Consider the following 18192-nt stretch of genomic DNA (forward strand, 5'->3'; position numbering starts at 1 on the left):
CCCCTGTTGATCTGCTCCAGAGATTATAAGACAAGAAAAACTTATGCATAATAAACAACACTATAAAATCGGATGAAACATTAGTCTAAAACATCATGTGTCACTTCGTATTTTTTCTATAAAAAAAGTATTATTTCCTGCAACTTTATGGGCAAAATACCCAGGTTCCATATTCGATACAGAAAGTATCGAATTGTCAAGATTGACCATTTCTTCTATAGAAACAACTCGATAATCGGATTCTGCTACTTCCGTATCGCCAACAAATTCCCACATTCCATATTCTAAATGATGGTATATCCTTGTTATTTGCTCATCTTTATTCAAGACAAATAATGTCGTCAAAACGGCCTCATTTGGATCTGAAAAATAATTATACAATTCCATCATAAATTATTACTTGATTTTTTTAAATTCTCCTCTTTGGAACGAACTCTCATGTTTGAATTAGAGTTCGTTCCATTATTCTTCTTTGATTGTTTATGGTCAACCTCTGCCTGATTCATGTCTGCAGGTTCTCCCCTCTTGTTCGCTTTAGGAGGGTTTAACTTCCGTCCATCCCCATCACTAACAAGCTCTCCATCATTCTGTTTCTTGTTTTCTTCAAGTATCCTTTGCCGTTGTGCCTTTGTAGTTTCTTTTCCTTCATCCACCTTCCTAGGTTCTTTCAGATGAGAGTAATCACCCTTTTTCCCCTCTTCTTTACTTGAAGTCTTCTCAGACGAACTCAAACTACTAGAAGTTGTACTGCTTTCATTTCCTCCAAAAAAATAATCATAAGCAGCAACTGCTCCTCCACCAATCAGGCCTCCCACGACAATACTTCCTCCCACGACCCAAGCTGCAGGAGCACCTATAACGGTTCCAGTTCCAACAGCAGCTACAGTACCTCCTGTAGCCAAAGCCCCTCCAATTATTCCTCCTGCCGTTACACCAGCTGCTACTCTAATTTGACGCTTTGTTGGCGGATCTATCACCTGCATTCCATCGGGATCAATAAACCGAATTGGATTGTTTATTGTATAATTATAAGGAGACCATCGTCTGTATTGTTCCGCCAACGGATCCGCCACATTCCATCTTCCAATCACTGGATCATAGAATCTGGCACCATAGTGCAGTTGATCACCTAACTTCTCCTTCTTCTCTTTTGCAACACTTGTCAGCTCACAGGCTGATAAGGATACTTATTATTTCCATATACCAGACCGGAGGATTTCTGTAAGCCAAAAGGATAGTAATCATCTTATATACCAAAGCATTCATGCCAGCACGGTAGGGTATGCAATAGATGGGAAGTCGAATCAATTGGGTCATTCCATCGTAGAGAGCAACATGTTTGTCAAGTTAACACCTATATAGTACAATTAATTATTAATGAGATATTTCAACTCTAAGAGATATGAAAAAATCAAAAAATATCAAATTTCAGTTCATCTGATTTAAAAAAATCAATATAATCAGAGAGACCGTTCCCCTGTACAAAATAGGCTTTGGTTCTTTTTATAATATTTGTCCTATCATCTAAAACCAAATTCGATAAATCATCATTTTCATTATATCCAGGCAACTGGTAGAAAACGAAACGATTCTCTTCAAAATTAAACCATAAATCAACCAATACAGAAGCAAGTTTGAAGTCAGTAACAATATTATTACATTCTAAATCTATCCAATTGCGATCATATTTCAAATGAGTCAGTTGATCTTCAATTTCGTATAATTTACTTAATAAATATGATATATCATAATTTGACCTTATACTTGAAATTTGCAAATTCGGACATCGACGTATTATTTCTGCAAAAATATTTTCCACATAAAGTTTATCCTCTTTATTACTGTCAAATGAATAAACTCTACAACTATTTTGATCAATAAAATCCTTATTTTTTCTCATTTGATAAGTAATTATTATTTAATTGTTCTAAAGAAAGGTGCTCTGAAAGAACTTGGCAAGAAAGTTCTCTGTTGTGTATTGCCATATCTTTTACCATTCCAGTAAAAACGTATTGTAGAATGTGGTAACATTGTTTGTGTTTTATGAATTGTGCCATAATCCCAACGAAATAAACTTCCACCTTCTACTCTTTGTTTAATACTTAAATACGTTCCTGCACCAGGAGTTCGATTTGCATAAAATAGATTAATGTTATAATTTCCAATATTAAGTCCATCTAATCCAAAAGCACCATATCCACCGTTTATTTGGAATGATAATGCTGAATTTGTATACATCGCTAAAGGAGCATATGTCACAGCCCCCTCTATTAATGATGATACAGATCTACCATCAACAAACCCCTTCTCTTCTGAAGATGAACTAAGATAATTTCTAAAATTGTTATAACTACTGACATAAGTTTCGCTAAAGAGTAAACTTCCAAGTCCATATGTAAAATTTCCTGTTACTCCACCAAGATCGTTCAACATCGCACTTGGACCTTCACCAATCCATCTCGTAAAAGTTTGTCCAACTTTATCAAATGGTGCATACTCATTAGTTGCTTTTCTGAATGAGTTCCAGTAACCTTTTATCGGGGGATTCTGAGGAGGATCTTGTTCATTCTGATCCAAATATTCATTTTTCAATTGGCTGAACATAGCTACAGCATCTTCTTTGGTATATTTGAATCCTCCCTCGATTTCCTCAACAGCCATCCCATCCGGATCGATAAAGCGTATCGGATTGTTCATGGTGTAATTATATGGAGACCATCGTCTGTATTGTTCCGCCAACGGATCCGCCACATTCCATCTTCCAATCATAGGGTCATAGAACCTTGCTCCATAGTCCAGTTGGCCACCTAACTCCTCCTGTTTCTCTTTGCCATTATAAAGATACTTATTATTTCCATATACCGGATTTGGGGATTTCTGTAAGCCAAACGGATAGTAATCATCTCTTTGTAAGACTTCCACTGCATTTGTACCCGGGTTCCGGTAGATGGTAGCTCTGACATTGCCCAGGTGATCCGTCAGGTTGTATCTGTACGTGTAATCTCCATTCGCATTTCGGTAGGCTACCCCTTCTGCAGTATGGATCAACTCGATTACTCCATTCTGGTATTCTATTCCGCCGGCATAATCCCGCTCTCCCGTGGTGTTTGCTGTTTTTCGAAGTTTATTGCCACCTGCATCATACAGGTAGGTAATCGTGTTCCCTGCTCCTGTCACCTGCTGTGGTAGATTCAGGTGATTGTAGCTCAGATTCATTCCCATACGGTCGGTCTTTGCATTGCCGTTTTCATCATAGCTGTAGCTGCCATTGATACCACCCGATACGGTATTTAGTCTATTGCCGGTATAGCTGTAGCTGATCCCGGATCCATCACGGGTAAGTTGAGTTATATTACCCATATCATCGTAGTTCAGGATTTCAGACATCCCGGATGTGGGACTGCTTCCGCTGGTCAACCGGTTCAGTTTATCATAACTGTATACAAAGTGCTGATTGAGAGTTGTCGTCTGCCCCCATTGCTGTTCGGAGATATTGCCGTTCCATTGTGCTGCTGCTCCTTTGACCGGATCCTGATAACGGAGCTGCTGACTAAAGTGAGGTGAAGTACTGCTTGTCATCCATCCCCGCTCATTGTACCGGTAGTCTGTCGTATTCACCGGGTTATTTCCCTGCTGATCTGCGCCTACGGTCTTTGTCTTGAGCTGTCCGATCTCGTTGTAACTGTTGGCCAGTAAGGTAATTTCTGGTTGACTGTTGATCTGTTGTCTGCTGTTGATCAGACGGCCGACATGATCGTATTCATTGATGGTGGTGATAGTAGTGATTTGTCCGTTAACGGTATGTCTGCGGGTGCTGCTTTCCAGTTCTCCGGTGAAGCTGTAGCTGTTGTCCGTGATTTCTGTACCACCAATATGGTTCTGACTCTTACTCTGGATGATCCGTCCTTCCAGATCATAATAATGGGTGGTCAGCAGCATATTACCTGTACCCAGTGTGGTGGTTTTGGTTCCCGTCAACAAGGTCTTTACCCGTCCTCCGGAAGCCTGATTACCTGCCGGAGCTCCAAAGCTGTTCTCCGGAAAGTCATAGCGGTCGTAGTAGTTGATCGTATGGTAATACGCAATAGTGGTTGGAAAGACAGCATTGGTATACCCCTGATCTGTAGTTGTCGGGTTTTCCCAAAGCCGGCCGGCTGTCTGGCCATTGCTGTGGATCTGGGCAGTCAGCGCAGCTGCACTCTCGGTGCTATTGTAGATACCGGTCATAATTACCCGGCCAAATGCATCGTATTTGCTGAACAGCCATTCCCCGGCTGCTCTGCGGTTGGCATCACGGCTCAGCACTATTTGGTTGTTATTATTATACACCAGTTCTTCTTTTCCTTTACCCGGGATCTTCTTCTCTGTTAAGCGTCTGCGTTCGTCATATTTATAACCATAGATGTATGCATCATAGTTGGGGTCTGCAGCATCTTCACTGAATGTGTTAACAGTCACTGCAGGTGGGACTACATAGCGAAGGTCGCCGAAGTCATCGTAGACATAATGCGTCTCCAGTTTTTTACTCTCTGTTTCCCAGATCCGTTTCAATACCACTCTTCCATCAAAGTCTTTGTATTCTTCTACGGTACCGCTCTTGCCACTGCTCCAGTTCTCATCTTTGGTGGTGGTTTTGTACAGCCTGCCTGGTTGATAGAAGGTTGCTGTGGCTCCGTTTTCGGCTGCATTGAGCTGCCATAGTTTTACATCATTAGCTACATTGGTACCATACTCTGTGCGTACCGTATGGCCTGAGCTCAGTTGCCAGGCTTCGCCGGGAGAACCCTGAGCCTGCACCCGGTTCAGCGGACTGTTCTCAAACTGGGTTTCCGAATAGGGATAGCCTGTTTTCTTTACTGCTGCATCCCAGCCGGAGGTAGGATTATAGAAATTCATTACATCCACTCCGGCTGTGGGCTTATAGCTGCCATCCATGCTTGCAGAAGTGGCATAAGGAAGATATTTTTTGCTCTCCCTGCCAAAGCCGTCGTACTCTACATGCTGCACAATGTCTTTGTGTGTAGGGGAAGCCATGACCTGTATACTCTGCATAGGTCTGCCCAGGCCGTCAAAGTACTGTACTGTCTGGTTCTCCTCTTCTACTGTGCGGGACTGGGATAGGTTAGCGAGCGTCACCCCTGCCTTGCGAAAGGTACGTGTCAGGATGTAGTTCTGGTTACCACTCAGCTGGGTTTGTAAAACCGGGTGTGTCTGCAGACTGCTGCTGGTATAGATCCGTACCGTACTGCCTGAGGGAATATGGAAGCCCGGCTTCAGCGTAACACTGCTACTGGCTTTGATCTGACCCTGACCGCTGTAGCTGGTCAGGATCAGATCCGTATTTTGTGCCTTAACTATGGATAGGGTTAAGAGCGTGGATAAGGTTAATATTGTGGATAAAAGCTGTTTTTTCATATTCTATTGTCCTTTTAGAGTTACCGGAAAAGAGTAAAAGAACGATTCATTGCTAACCTCTGAACCCGCCTCAATAAGTATTTGTGCAGATGTAATCGAACTTGGAATAGTGCCATGGGGAATGATTGCAAATTCTGTTTGATTGGAGTTCGTAAATGAGATATTGTATGAAGCATTAGTATTCCCATCCAAGCTGACACTGATGTTCCAACTTAGTCCCTCAGGTATATCGCGCTGCCATTGCAGACGAATATTGGTAACTGCATTTCTATGAATTTCGCCCCCATAATCTAAATCTGAGGATAATGTTGTATAAGATAGATCAGATTCAGATAATGGAGATATTAATCTACATTGTCCTTGTAGACGTGCTAATACAAGTCCCTCTTCGATCAGTACATCTCGTGCATTCTGGTTAGCCTCGGCTTGTGAACTGCCTGAATACAGGCCTGCAGGAATTGTATGATTAATTTCTAGATATCCATCGTATCCTACAGGGCAATTGTCTTTGATAAACTGGTCAGATTGTTCAACATTATAAAATAAATCCAGACAACGACCATTTTGATTAGCAAATGGTTGACCATTTTGATTTAGGTCACTTAAAGCTCTTTCATTTGCCTGTTGTTTGGTCGCAGCTGAATATTTATTTGCCGGGACAGTATAACGAATTTTTTCACCTCCTTTGCCCGAAGGACAATCATTCTTAATAAATTCTCTTGAAAGCTCATCATTATAATAATGGGAAGAAGTACCAAAACACTCAACCTGTTGTCCTGCGAAGTTGTAACAGAATGTCTTTAAAATATTACCATTATTATCTTTAATAGTTGTAAGTCGTTGGAGAGCATCGTACTCATAGTATTCAGTGATTCCTCGAAAGTCGGTCTTGCTCGTTATGCCGACTAGGGGTTTGTAGGTATAAGAAGTAATATGAGAACCGGGAAGATGGGAGCGTAAAATGTCCATCTTCTGACGGATATAATCCACTGTGACCGTTCCGCTATTCAGCGCATCGACTACACTTTGTCCACCAATGGCTGAAACGACGTCATTATAATGTGCATGGACAATTTCGGCAACAGGATACTGTCCGTTGTAACCCCAGAGGTAACTGGTAACCGGACCATCGGTTTTCTTTACAGCTAAAGGATTGCCATAGCTATCGTAGTGTAAGAAGTCGTTTCTGTCAATTTCCAGATTACTTCCGTTTTTTTGAGAAATACTTTTAAGTTTCAAGTACTGATTGTTAAACACATCATATGTGTAATCAATAACTTTTAGCGTTCTTTCATTTATTAATACTTCATCTCTGAAGGGCTTATTTACAAAATTCTTAGATAGTAAGACATTTGCAATTGGAATCTGGTTAGTACCGGATAGAAAATCATAAACATACTTATATCTCAGTAATTTAAGCTTTCCTTGGCTATCTCTCGTATTTACTTCGGTAATGTAATCCAGATTTTGAGGATGATAATTATATTCTTTGGTAATAGTAAGAGGGTAAGAGGGAGTTTCATAATTAGTTTTAACCTCTTTTTTTAACAGAAAATTACCTACAGAATACTGATAGAAATTATATAGATAGGCTTTAAATACAAATAGAGGATCAAATTTATCATAAGCAAAATTATAATAACTCATTCCCTTGACTGTTTTGTCAATTACCACTTCGTATATAAACTGAGTTGATTCAATTGTATTTAAATTGCCGTTTGCTGCTTTTTTTAGAATTTCATGATTTAGAACTTTTCCTCTCATCCATTCTTTCGAATCGACCGGAGGAGATGATGATGTTATGGGTAAGGACCCCAAAAATGATGGACTATACAATTTTGTGTCATCAAAATATGTATCCTGAAAGTCTTTTGGTGCGGTATAAGAAAATCGTTCCAGTTGATAGTCATTTATATCCTTTGTATTAATCGTTTTAATTTCAACATCGGAATAACCAACATATCCTCCGTCTGTAGTTTGAAGCGGATAATAACTGCTGTTACTATATTGAAAAATAGACTTTTGCTGTAGCTCTGTTACAGGGACTGATGAACCATATACAGTTTTGTCAATTCTTGAACGTAGTTTGTGTGTATGAATTTGAGGTGTCACCACCGAACCGGAGGATTTGGTGGGATTGTTTTTGTTTGTGTAAAAGTATTGTTTACGATGAGAAATTTTACCATCATTATCTAGCTCAGTGTATTGTTTTATTCTCAAACCTCCTACTATTGTTCTCTTAGGACGATCTACGATATTATCTTCAACACCTTTCCATTTTAATGTAACCAAAATTCTGGCTAACGCTCCATTACAATAGCCCTCTTTCTTATAAAAGGATAATTTGTATTTTTTCCCCGGGACTAAAATATTCTCAATACGTATGTTGCCTGTAGCGGGGAGCATAAATTCGTATCTCAGGCTATTATCTATTCCAGTGATTTTGCCTTGAAAACACATACATATACATTGAACTTCTGTCTGATTATATATGCTGTTTTGTGAAGTATACGATGCTTCTACATAAGAAGTTCCATTTTGTGGGTTTTGTAAGAACGGGTTATACTGAAATTCGATTTCGTTACTGATATCTCCATATCCGTTTATTGAAGCTGTCACAGATTTTTCCACAATCTGTTGAACGAGGCCAAAATCTGGCTGGTTTAGAAAGAATTCAGGAGAAATGATTGTGTCTACTTTATTGGACTCAAATTCAAAAATCTGACTACCCCCTGTTGGATTAATGATTTTGGTTAATATTCCAGTTTTTGCATAATTTTCATCAACGGATTTATCTGCTAAATTAGTTCTGTAGGTATAATTGCGACCATTAATACCCGTTCGGGATATAATTTAACTGATTGTTTTTTCCGTTATAAAATCCCCAATAATCTACGGAAGTTGATAGTCTGCTTGGAAAAGACTTGGATACATCATAATGAAAGTCATATAGCCTTATCTTTTTTCCTTCTGTGATGTTTTCGGCAGATATTAAATCAAGCTTTAGTCTGCATATTTCTTCTTTTTCAAACTGATTGCTAAAAGGAGCATCCGGTATTCCAAAATAACTTTGTGAGAAATTAATCTTTTTGACAATTGATCCTGATGGCTTCGATATAAGTGAAATTGAACTCAAACGTCTAGCACCTCCAAGATCTTTTCTGTCAGCAATAGATTCAAACAGGACAGAAAAATTATCCGCATCAATTTTACTTAATTTTAATCCATTAACATAATTGAAATTATCCTCTTTACTTTCTTCGACATTGATTGCTCCTCCTGATCCGACAGTATGTGTTATAGTCTGTTTTGGGACTGTTCTGAATGCATATTTATCTGAAACATATTCGAAAGAGATAAGATTGCCATTCACTGGTAATACTTCAACGAGATACCAACTAGATATATTTTCTCCTCCGAAAGGGACATTCCATGTATCGGTATATTCGTAAGCATTTCTTGAACCATTCAATGTTTTTCCAAAAACATAACGGGTACCATCATCAGTAGTAATCACCCATCGGTTTCCAGAGATCTCAGATTCAATTTTTGTATTGCTTTTCGGAATAGTCTCGTATTTCCCGCTTGGAAACATAATAAATTTGCCTGAATGATTGCCACAGCTAAAATAGAATTCGTCGGGTTCGGTATCTTTCCCCTGGCTCATATATTCATCCAGCAGATTGGTCTGTACAATATTATTGGAGCTATTAATTGCTAGCTTTGTCCCAAAATCAGATACACCTGATTCTTGAATAAATCTGTTAACATTTTCAAAGTAATGGTTTGACAAAAAATCATCTTTTCCTCTTACTGTTCTGGTTATTGCACCTCCTCCAAAGTTTGAACTCCATCCTAATCCTATCCAGGTAGAGACTTCCTCGACTTTAACTCCTCCACTTAAATAGTTGATATCAATAGGAATGGTAAGATCACCTTGTTTTAGTTCGAAGAGATTTATACTTGTTTTGGGAATTCCTGAATAAGGTGAGATTTTTGTTTGCTCGTAATTTATCAGTTGAGCAACCTCAGGAGAAGGTGGAATTATTTTTTTTTCCTGACAATGCGACCACTGAGTAAACAGTGTGATTAGTATAGGAACTAATAATATTCTATCAAATCGTATATTCATTAGGTTTAATTAGGTTATAATGATTAACTGTTCTCTTTAACAAAATCAGGAAAGCATGAAAGTAAAATAGATTTATATCTGATAAAAACGAATATATTTCATTTAAAAACGTGTGTTGTTCTTATTGGTTGAAATGAGTCATTTAGTTTGTGTTAAATTGTTTTTTAGTTATTTTTGATCATTCATTTCGTTTGAATCTACTTGAATAATGAATGCATGGCTAATAATATGCTAATTTATGTAATATTATTAAAATTAAAAAAACATATAAATTTTACATCATTTTTATTTAATTTATTCGTTAAGGAATTTGTGTTATTTTTTAGTGTGCGAAAACAATCTATATAAAGATGATATTAATAATAATTGAGAATAAAAATATTCTTTTTTATGACGAAAGACAACTTCAAATTTTGATAAAAAACATTAAATTGACTTTTATATCTAACAAAAGGTGTAGTTAGATGTGAAATAAGGATCTTTTTAAGATTAAATGATAAATTTTCTCAAATTATCTTTGTAGTAGAGAAGTATTCAGATTAGATATTATGCTTATTGTCAGTAAATTCTGGACTCGTATATTTTCATTTGGGAAGGCCCATGCGGTCACCGTGTATCCTTTTATTTTTCTGAGCAGAGCGATATTTCTGGAAGATAAGACATTACTCAATCATGAACGTATCCATCTCAGACAGGCATTGGAACTTGGTATTATCTTTTTTTATTTGTGGTATCTGATCGAATTTTTAGTTCGCCTGATACAGCAGCGTAATTTTAGAAGAGCTTATCTGCGTATTTCGTTTGAGCGGGAGGCTTATTCCAATGAACAAAATCAGGATTATCTGAAAAACCGGTCTTTCTGGGAATTTCGGAAGTATATCACAAAAAAAAGCACCGTTTAGGTGCTTTTTTTGTATCTATTTAACCAACTTTAGAAAAGTGGAAACTTTCTGTTTTAATTCACGGCGATCTACAATAAAATCTAAAAATCCATGTTCCAGTAAAAATTCGGAAGTCTGGAAACCTTTAGGAAGATCTTTTTTGATTGTTTCTTTGATAACGCGAGGTCCTGCAAAGCCGATCAAAGCTCCTGGCTCAGCAATATTGATATCACCCAGCATTGCATATGATGCTGTTACACCACCTGTAGTCGGATCCGTCAACAAGCAGATATATGGGATTTTAGCCTGACTTAATAAAGCAAGTTTTGCTGAAGTCTTCGCCATTTGCATCAACGAAAATGCAGCTTCCATCATACGTGCTCCTCCGGATTTGGAGATTAACATAAAAGGAATCTTATGTTCCAGGCAGTAATCAATAGATCTTGCGATTTTCTCACCAACAACAGAACCCATAGAACCACCGATAAAGGTGAAATCCATACAAGCGACTACCAGATCCTGACCGTTCAATTTACCATGTGCACTGCGCAGCGCATCCTTTAAACCTGTTTTAGCCTGCACTTCTACCAGACGCTCAGCGTAAGGCTTGGTGTCCACGAAGTGGATAGGGTCTCCGGATCTTAAATCGCTGAAAAGTTCGGTGAAATTGTTATCATCAAACAGAATCGAAAAATATGCTGCAGAGCCAATACGAATGTGATAACCACAGTACTGACATACATAGTTGTTTTCAATCTGTTCTATATTTAATAGGGGTTTTTTACACGAAGGACATTTATTCCAAAGCCCGTCAGGAGCTTCTTTTTTGTTTTCAGTTGCGGTATTTATCCCTGCTTTCTCTCTTTTAAACCAACTCATACAAAAGTTCTTATTCGACTACAAATAAACGAAAAAATATCTTATCCCTACAACAAGTACTAAAATTAAAAGGAATGCTGTACGGGGATGTCTCAGGATTTTAAAAAAATTAAGGCACAAAAAATGGGTAAGCTCCTTTTATCGCACCGCTCAACCAAATACCCTTGCTGTGTTCCCACCCTGGGGGAGTCAATGGGAGCTGGTCGTAAAAGACTTACCCACCGCAAAAGTAGCAAAATATTGGTAATACAGAAAATAAATGCCCGATATTTTACTATAAGGCTGATTTTCATGAGAATATATTTTCGCTAAATAGTTGTTTAAAACTATCATGAGCATATTTATTGGTTTTACTATATATGCTCATGATAATCTACATCAGATTAACTTACATTTTCTCCGTGTGGTATTCACTGGTCCACGCAAAATATCCGAAAAGGGCCAGTCCGACAGAAATAATAGGCGTTAGAACCGCCAGTATGATGATCCCAAATACCAGATCTTCCTGATGGCCGGTGCCTATCTTTGGAATGGCAAGTTCGAAAATGCAGAAATAAGCTGTGAAAAGTGCTAATGCTATCCACACAATTCCTAAAAGTTTTTTTACAGATTCCATAGTGTTTTAGTCATTAACATTTTTGTGAATAATAGATTTGTTAATATAGAGGGCTCCTATTATAAAACATACCGCCGAAATTATAATCGGATACCAGAGTCCGGCAAGATAAAACTCAGGATCCTGAGCGGTTTTTGCATTACTGGCCAGATAGGTTGATACGGCAGGAAGAAGCCCCCCAAATATACCGTTACCTATATGATAAGGTAAGGACATAGACGTATAACGTATTTTCACGGGGAACATTTCTACCAGAAAGGCTGCTATAGGACCATAGACCATTGTGATATAAATAATCTGTATAAAGATAAGAGCGGTGAGCCAGGCTCTGTTTTTGCCCTGTATAGTGATTGTTGTCTTGACAGTTTCTTTAGCTTCGCCGATAGTTGCAGAGGTAGTGACTTTTGAAGTGGTACCATCTGTGTACTCTTTTTCTATAGTTTGAAAACTGGCATTATGAACCTCATCCAATCCGGATGTACGGGTCGTTTTTGCAATGACTTCTTCCTTTTGTTGGGTATCAGTCACCACATACATAGCTTTATAAATAGGTCTGTAGGTTAGGATAGCCAGAAGCATACCTGAAAGCATAATCCATTTCCGGCCGATCTTATCACTCAGCCAGCCAAAAACGATAAAAAAAGGAGTCCCTATCAATAAAGCAGTACCTAATATGGTGTCAGCCTGATCTGAATCCAGAAACATGACCGTTTTCATAAAGCTCATGGAGTAAAACTGCCCTGTGTACCAGACTACGCCCTGTCCCATAGCAGCTCCGAATAGTGCCAGAAGTACAAATTTCAGATTATACCGGTTGCCAAAACTCTCTTTCAAAGGATTAACAGACACTTTGCCTTCCGTCTTTGCTTTCTGGAACTCAGGAGATTCATCCATATTCTTACGAATCAGGTAAGAGACATATACCATAATAATAGATAACATAAAAGGTACACGCCATCCCCAGGTATCAAATTGTTCTGCCGACAATATACTTTTGGTCAGCAGGATTACAATCAGAGAAATAAACAAACCAAAGGTTGCCGTTGTCTGAATCCAGGACGTCCAGTATCCACGCTGACCTTTCGGAGCATGCTCTGCCACATACGTGGCCGCTCCTCCGTATTCACCTCCTAAGGCTAACCCTTGCAGAAGTCGCAGAATAAGAACCAGCAGGGGTGCCCAGAAACCAATAGAATCGTAGCTTGGAATACAGCCTATCAGAAAAGTAGCTCCTCCCATCAGGAGCAAAGTGACCATAAATGTGTATTTGCGACCTATCATATCGCCCAGTCTTCCGAAAAATAAGGCTCCGAATGGCCGGACCACAAATCCGGCAGCAAATGTGGCTAATGTGGACAGAAAAGCTGCCGTTGGATTGTCTGAAGGAAAAAACTTCGTAGAAATGACTACGGAGAGACTTCCGAAAATAAAGAAATCGTACCATTCAATCAGTGTTCCCATAGAGGAGGCACCGATGACTTTCCAGATTCCCTTTTTACTGACTGTTTCTTTCATAAGTAGGTTTAGTGTTGATATAGGTGATGTAATTTATATACTTTTCCGGGCATAGAGAGAATTATACCTTCCATTTCCAGTTCGAGGAGTGAAATAGCAAGCTGACTTTGAGGTAATGCACAATGTATTGCGATCTCATCAATAGGAACTGCATTCTGCTGTTGCAGAAATTGAAATATTTTTTCCTGCTCTTCGCTGAGTTGGGGTGGAAGTAATGATAGCTGAGCTGAAGATTTTTGATTTTGGTTTTGCTCTTGTTCCCAGTTCATCAGATAAAAGAGATCTGCAGCATTACGGATAAGGTGAGCGCGGTTTGTTTTGATCAGGTAATTACATCCTGCGGAAGATTCCTGATCAATACCTCCTGGAAAGGCACATACATCCCGATTGTAGGTGTTCGCTATTTCTGCAGTAATCAGGGCGCCACCTCTTGATGCCGCTTCAATAACAATAGTTACATCTGCCATTCCAGCGATTATCCGGTTACGCATCGGGAAATTTTGTCTGTCCGGATTTGTACCGGAAGTGAATTCCGTAAGTAACCCTCCACAGGACACCATATCCGCAGCTATTCTCCGGTGTGCAGCCGGATATATACGGTCCAGTCCATGTCCCAATATGCCTAAGGTTGGGATATCATGACGAAGTGCAGTCTGATGAGCATAAATATCAATGCCATAAGCCAGACCGCTGATGATCTGTATATCGGGATGTTTTAGCTCCTCAATCAGTTCATCGCAGATCCGTTGTCCGTATGTTGTTGCTTTTCGTGTGCCGACGATACTGATGGTCCTGGCCGGGTTGAGCGATTCCGAACCTTTATAATAGAGCAGCACAGGAGCATCATCACATTCACGTAATCGTCTGGGATAACGATCGTCTTCTATCCACAGCAGGTCTATATGATGAGCGGAGATAAATGCCAGTTCCTGCTCCGCTTCCAGTAATACGTCCTTTGACCGTATGCGGTCTATAATAGCTGTATTAATGCCGGGAATGGTTAAAAGCTGTTTCTTTGAAGCAGAAAAAATAGCTTCCACAGAGTCGCAATGAGAAAGAAGAGATCGTGACAATCGGGGACCAATGCCTTTTACTTTGGTCAAAGCTATTTGTAGTAAAGTATTCATAAATGGTTATCCTTAAAGATAAGGATAAATCCTGTAACTTGATTCCCCACCCGAAATTTTCTGAAGAATCGTATCTTTGCAACGATAAAGAGATGAAAGTCTCCGCAGATTTTATAAAAATAAAAGCAGTCTCAGGCTGAACAACAAAACTACATAGTATGGAAACAAAGGAGCCCTTTGATATTGAAATAGAAGATATTGTATATTCTGTTTTTCCGGAAGAGGAAGATACGTATGTGATCTTTAAAGAAGGTAAAGAATATGTGCAGATTATTAAGGATACAGATACCACCTGGTTGAAACTGAATCCCGAAACAGGATTACCAATGTTTGGTATGGATGAGGAAATTAATCTGATCGGACAAAAGATCAGAGAAGAAACCGGATCATAAAAAATCAACACGTTTTTGGCTTGTTAAATATTTTCGCAAGCCAAAAACATATTTATGAGTTACATGGGTACGTAAACCACGTACTTGGTTTCAAAGAAATCTTCAGTAAAATAATCTGACAAAGGATGAAGCTCCGCTTTGAGTCTGGACTCTTTGATTTCTTCTTTCAGATCTCCTCCTTTTAAATACAGGATACCGTTAGGAACACCGTTTTTATCCTGTTTCAAAAATTTATTGCGGATCCATGGTGCAAAATCTCCTAATCTTGTCACTGCTCTGGATACGACGAAATCGTATTTATAATCCAGTTGCTCCGCTCGCATATGATCGGCTTCCACATTTGTAAGTCCTAATGCTGAGGCTACTTCCCGCACTACTTTTATTTTTTTTCCGATCGAATCGACAAGGTGAAACCTGACTTCGGGAAACAAGATGGCTAAAGGTATACCCGGAAATCCTCCTCCTGTACCAACATCCAGAATATGTGTGCCCGGTGCAAACTCAGTCATAAACTTAGCAATACCCAGCGAATGAAGCACGTGGTGGAGATAAAGGCTCTCTATATCTTTACGCGATATCACATTGATCTGGTTATTCCAGAAAGGATATAACTCGGCTAGTTGTGCAAACTGAGTTTTTTGTGTTTCCGTTAATTTCGGAAAGTATTTATAGATAATGTCTACTGAAGGATTCAAAATACGTATGGATTGAATAAATAATTATTTCCAGCTGCGTTGCGGTTTCTTCCTGTTGAATAAACCATTGATGCAAATATAGAAATAGTAATACAGGTCTAAAAATGGTAACCACCAGATAAGATCGTGTACAGCAAGTTTTTTGTAAACAGTACGAAAGACAATGATCTGCACAAGTAGTCTCAATACATAGGCTCCTGCCATATAATACCACATCGTCGGAAATAAGGCTACGCAGGTAATTAAGGTGATGTAAAATAAAATACCCGAAGCGAGCTGGGTCGCTAACATACGCTGGTGTTTCTTTTTGTATAGAACAGATGCTCCGGAATGTCTTGCTTTTTGTTTGTAATAACTTTTCCAGCTGTCTTTAGGTACAGAGTACATATGGGCATCAGGATGTATGACGATCCGGGTATTTTGCTTGTTTGCATTATGATTGACAAACAGGTCATCATCACCTGACTTGATATGCATATGCGAAGTAAATCCTTTTCCTTTGAAAAATAATTCTTTGGTATACGCCATATTACGGCCTACACCCATGTATGCATTCTTCTTCAGTGCATACGAAAGGTAACTCATCGCAGTATGTGTAGTTTCGAAGCGGATGAGCTTATTCAGGAATCCGCGTTGTCTGAAATAAGGAGAGTAACCCAGAATAATCTCTTTTCCTTCTGTAAAAGCGCCTGCCATTTCCGAAAGCCATAGCGGCGAATTGGGCTGGCAATCCGCATCTGTGAAGACGAAATGTGAATACTTTGCAGCTTTTATACCCATCGTCACCCCAAATTTCTTATTGTGCTTGAGTTGAATGTGTTCCTTGATTTCCACTACCTTTAAGTGCATATATTTACGTTCAAAGTCCTGCAGTACCCATTTGGTGTCATCATTTGAGCAATCATTGACGACCACAACTTCAAATTGGGGATATTCCTGTTCCAGGATTAGCGGTAAAAACGTTTTGAGATTATGCTCTTCATTACGAGCACAGATAATAACGGAAACAGGAACCTGATCTGCGTTCTGCTGATAAGATTGTACACGATACCGGCTTACTTTAGTATATACAAACAGGATGTAATACAGTTGGATAAGTAAGAAAATACCTAAAATAAACAAGGCCAGATAAAAGAATGTAAAATGGCTTTGAAAAAAATGAAATATATTCACTGGAAAAAATTATAACGATTCTATGATGAATCATGAATTCGAGCGTTAAAATTAGTTATTTATTGTCAAAGTGAACGATTTGATTGCAATATTTATAGGAGAGATGTTTACAGATGCCATAATTTGTAGTACTTTTGCAGGTGTTTTTTAATGGCCGGTGTACGGTCAAATACAGAAGAAATACATAAAGGTATATCCGGACTGTATGTTTCTGACAGATAGAGAGGTTAATTCATGAAATTCACGCTTCAAGCAAACGATAAATTTTCTAAAGCCCGTGCCGGGGAAATTGAAACGGCCCATGGTAAAATTCAGACGCCCATCTTTATGCCTGTTGGTACTGCGGGTACGGTCAAAGCTGTACATCAGCACGAGCTGAAACAGGATATTGAAGCGCAGATTATCCTTGGTAATACGTATCATTTATATCTGCGTCCTGGACTGGATGTCCTTAATAAAGCTGGAGGGCTTCACAAGTTTATCGGATGGGATCGCCCTATTCTGACAGATAGCGGTGGATATCAGGTCTATTCCCTGACGGAAGTGCGTAAGATCAAAGAAGAAGGTGTAACATTCAGATCACATGTAGATGGTTCCAAACATCTGTTTACACCGGAGAATGTCATGGATACACAACGTGTTATCGGTGCAGATATCATTATGGCATTTGACGAATGTACTCCTTATCCTTGCGACTACGGATATGCCCGCCGTTCTCTGGACATGACGCATCGCTGGCTGAAGCGCTGTTGTGACAGATTTGATACAACAGATCCGTTATACGGATACGATCAGACACTTTTCCCGATTGTACAAGGATCTGTGTATAAAGATTTACGTGAAAAATCTGCAGAAGTCATTGCTTCTTTTAACCGGGAAGGAAATGCTATTGGCGGATTGTCTGTCGGAGAACCGGCCGAAGAGATGTATGCTATGACAGAAGTCGTATGTAATATATTGCCGACCGAAAAACCACGTTATCTGATGGGAGTGGGTACTCCGATCAATTTGTTGGAAAATATTGCGCTTGGTATCGATATGTTTGACTGTGTAATGCCAACCCGTAACGCACGTAACGGAATGTTGTTTACGCAGAACGGAATCATCAATATCAAAAATGAAAAATGGAAAGATGACTTCTCTCCGATAGAACCTGAAAGTGATCTGATGGCCGATCAGGTATACACAAAAGCCTATTTGAGACATCTGATTCGTTCACAGGAAATTTTAGGAGCTCAAATTGCTTCATTACATAATTTACATTTTTATCTTTGGCTTGTTAATCAGGCTCGTGAGAAAATTGTGGATGGCACATTTTACGAGTGGAAAAACAAAATGGTCAAAATTTTAGGGCAACGGTTGTAAGC

The 18192-nt window shown here is 39.1% G+C and carries 15 protein-coding genes and 1 other RNA gene; 3 read left to right on the forward strand and 13 right to left on the reverse strand.

From position 1 onward, the window contains the following. Positions 1 to 93 precede the first annotated feature (93 nt). The 6 genes from I6J02_RS10495 to I6J02_RS10520 form a co-directional block, all read right to left on the reverse strand. Positions 94 to 390 (reverse strand): hypothetical protein, encoded by a 297-nt coding sequence (locus I6J02_RS10495; RefSeq protein WP_201681616.1) that lies wholly within the window; start codon positions 388 to 390, stop codon positions 94 to 96. After that, entirely contained in the window at positions 387 to 1091 is a 705-nt protein-coding gene (locus I6J02_RS10500; RefSeq protein WP_236582406.1) for a hypothetical protein, read from the reverse strand. The genes I6J02_RS10495 and I6J02_RS10500 overlap by 4 nt, the downstream gene beginning before the upstream one ends. Before the next feature lie 320 nt (positions 1092 to 1411). Next, positions 1412 to 1900: a hypothetical protein gene (locus tag I6J02_RS10505; protein ID WP_201681617.1), complete on the reverse strand. Its 489-nt coding sequence runs from the start codon at positions 1898 to 1900 to the stop codon at positions 1412 to 1414. 14 nt (positions 1901 to 1914) lie between these two features. After that, positions 1915 to 5415 (reverse strand): DUF6443 domain-containing protein, encoded by a 3501-nt coding sequence (locus I6J02_RS10510; RefSeq protein ID WP_236582407.1) that lies wholly within the window; start codon positions 5413 to 5415, stop codon positions 1915 to 1917. A gap of 3 nt (positions 5416 to 5418) precedes the next feature. After that, the gene (locus I6J02_RS10515) at positions 5419 to 8034 is read right to left on the reverse strand and encodes a DUF5977 domain-containing protein (protein WP_201681618.1); all 2616 of its coding nucleotides are present in this window, start codon (positions 8032 to 8034) and stop codon (positions 5419 to 5421) included. A 211-nt stretch (positions 8035 to 8245) separates the two neighbouring features. Beyond that, positions 8246 to 9547, reverse strand: coding sequence for a hypothetical protein (locus tag I6J02_RS10520; RefSeq protein WP_201681619.1), 1302 nt, complete (start codon positions 9545 to 9547; stop codon positions 8246 to 8248). 548 nt (positions 9548 to 10095) lie between these two features. Between I6J02_RS10520 and I6J02_RS10525 the strand changes: the two genes are divergently transcribed. Beyond that, on the forward strand, positions 10096 to 10449 hold the full coding sequence (locus tag I6J02_RS10525) for a hypothetical protein (protein ID WP_201681620.1): 354 nt from the start codon (positions 10096 to 10098) through the stop codon (positions 10447 to 10449). Between the two features lie 15 nt (positions 10450 to 10464). Here I6J02_RS10525 and accD read toward each other — a convergent pair whose 3' ends face one another. The 5 genes from accD to dprA all read right to left on the reverse strand — a co-directional run bounded on the left by accD (position 10465) and on the right by dprA (position 14565). Continuing rightward, positions 10465 to 11307, reverse strand: a complete 843-nt coding sequence (accD, locus tag I6J02_RS10530; RefSeq protein WP_002996908.1) for an acetyl-CoA carboxylase, carboxyltransferase subunit beta — start codon at positions 11305 to 11307, stop codon at positions 10465 to 10467. A gap of 122 nt (positions 11308 to 11429) precedes the next feature. Then, positions 11430 to 11527: signal recognition particle sRNA small type (gene ffs / locus I6J02_RS10535), an RNA gene on the reverse strand. A gap of 168 nt (positions 11528 to 11695) precedes the next feature. Then, complete coding sequence (locus tag I6J02_RS10540; RefSeq protein ID WP_201681621.1) at positions 11696 to 11923, reverse strand: DUF6814 family protein; 228 nt, start codon at positions 11921 to 11923, stop codon at positions 11696 to 11698. Positions 11924 to 11929: 6 nt separating this feature from the next. Further along, complete coding sequence (locus tag I6J02_RS10545) at positions 11930 to 13438, reverse strand: MFS transporter (protein WP_201681622.1); 1509 nt, start codon at positions 13436 to 13438, stop codon at positions 11930 to 11932. Positions 13439 to 13446: 8 nt separating this feature from the next. After that, positions 13447 to 14565 (reverse strand): DNA-processing protein DprA, encoded by a 1119-nt coding sequence (gene dprA, locus I6J02_RS10550; RefSeq protein WP_201681623.1) that lies wholly within the window; start codon positions 14563 to 14565, stop codon positions 13447 to 13449. 158 nt (positions 14566 to 14723) lie between these two features. On the opposite strand from dprA, the gene I6J02_RS10555 reads away from it, so the two are divergent. Continuing rightward, complete coding sequence (locus I6J02_RS10555; RefSeq protein WP_201681624.1) at positions 14724 to 14957, forward strand: hypothetical protein; 234 nt, start codon at positions 14724 to 14726, stop codon at positions 14955 to 14957. A gap of 59 nt (positions 14958 to 15016) precedes the next feature. Here the strand turns inward: I6J02_RS10555 and rsmG are convergent, their stop codons facing one another. After that, complete coding sequence (rsmG, locus tag I6J02_RS10560; RefSeq protein WP_201681625.1) at positions 15017 to 15652, reverse strand: 16S rRNA (guanine(527)-N(7))-methyltransferase RsmG; 636 nt, start codon at positions 15650 to 15652, stop codon at positions 15017 to 15019. A gap of 24 nt (positions 15653 to 15676) precedes the next feature. Next, complete coding sequence (locus tag I6J02_RS10565) at positions 15677 to 16825, reverse strand: glycosyltransferase (protein WP_236582408.1); 1149 nt, start codon at positions 16823 to 16825, stop codon at positions 15677 to 15679. Positions 16826 to 17059: 234 nt separating this feature from the next. Here I6J02_RS10565 and tgt point away from each other — a divergent pair, with 234 nt between their 5' ends. Next, on the forward strand, positions 17060 to 18190 hold the full coding sequence (tgt, locus tag I6J02_RS10570) for a tRNA guanosine(34) transglycosylase Tgt (RefSeq protein ID WP_201681626.1): 1131 nt from the start codon (positions 17060 to 17062) through the stop codon (positions 18188 to 18190). Positions 18191 to 18192 lie beyond the last annotated feature (2 nt).

This window comes from Sphingobacterium spiritivorum (genome assembly GCF_016725325.1).
Taxonomy (GTDB): Bacteria; Bacteroidota; Bacteroidia; order Sphingobacteriales; family Sphingobacteriaceae; genus Sphingobacterium.

Excerpts from the sequence above, each read along its gene's own strand:
- I6J02_RS10495 (WP_201681616.1), bottom strand. The coding sequence starts at position 390 with ATGATGGAATTGTATAATTATTTTTCAGATCCAAATGAGGCCGTTTTG.
- I6J02_RS10505 (WP_201681617.1), bottom strand. The coding sequence starts at position 1,900 with ATGAGAAAAAATAAGGATTTTATTGATCAAAATAGTTGTAGAGTTTAT.
- I6J02_RS10510 (WP_236582407.1), bottom strand. The coding sequence starts at position 5,415 with ATGAAAAAACAGCTTTTATCCACAATATTAACCTTATCCACGCTCTTA.
- I6J02_RS10520 (WP_201681619.1), bottom strand. The coding sequence starts at position 9,547 with ATGAATATACGATTTGATAGAATATTATTAGTTCCTATACTAATCACA.
- I6J02_RS10525 (WP_201681620.1), top strand. The coding sequence starts at position 10,096 with ATGCTTATTGTCAGTAAATTCTGGACTCGTATATTTTCATTTGGGAAG.
- accD (WP_002996908.1), bottom strand. The coding sequence starts at position 11,307 with ATGAGTTGGTTTAAAAGAGAGAAAGCAGGGATAAATACCGCAACTGAA.
- I6J02_RS10540 (WP_201681621.1), bottom strand. The coding sequence starts at position 11,923 with ATGGAATCTGTAAAAAAACTTTTAGGAATTGTGTGGATAGCATTAGCA.
- I6J02_RS10545 (WP_201681622.1), bottom strand. The coding sequence starts at position 13,438 with ATGAAAGAAACAGTCAGTAAAAAGGGAATCTGGAAAGTCATCGGTGCC.
- dprA (WP_201681623.1), bottom strand. The coding sequence starts at position 14,565 with ATGAATACTTTACTACAAATAGCTTTGACCAAAGTAAAAGGCATTGGT.
- I6J02_RS10555 (WP_201681624.1), top strand. The coding sequence starts at position 14,724 with ATGGAAACAAAGGAGCCCTTTGATATTGAAATAGAAGATATTGTATAT.
- tgt (WP_201681626.1), top strand. The coding sequence starts at position 17,060 with ATGAAATTCACGCTTCAAGCAAACGATAAATTTTCTAAAGCCCGTGCC.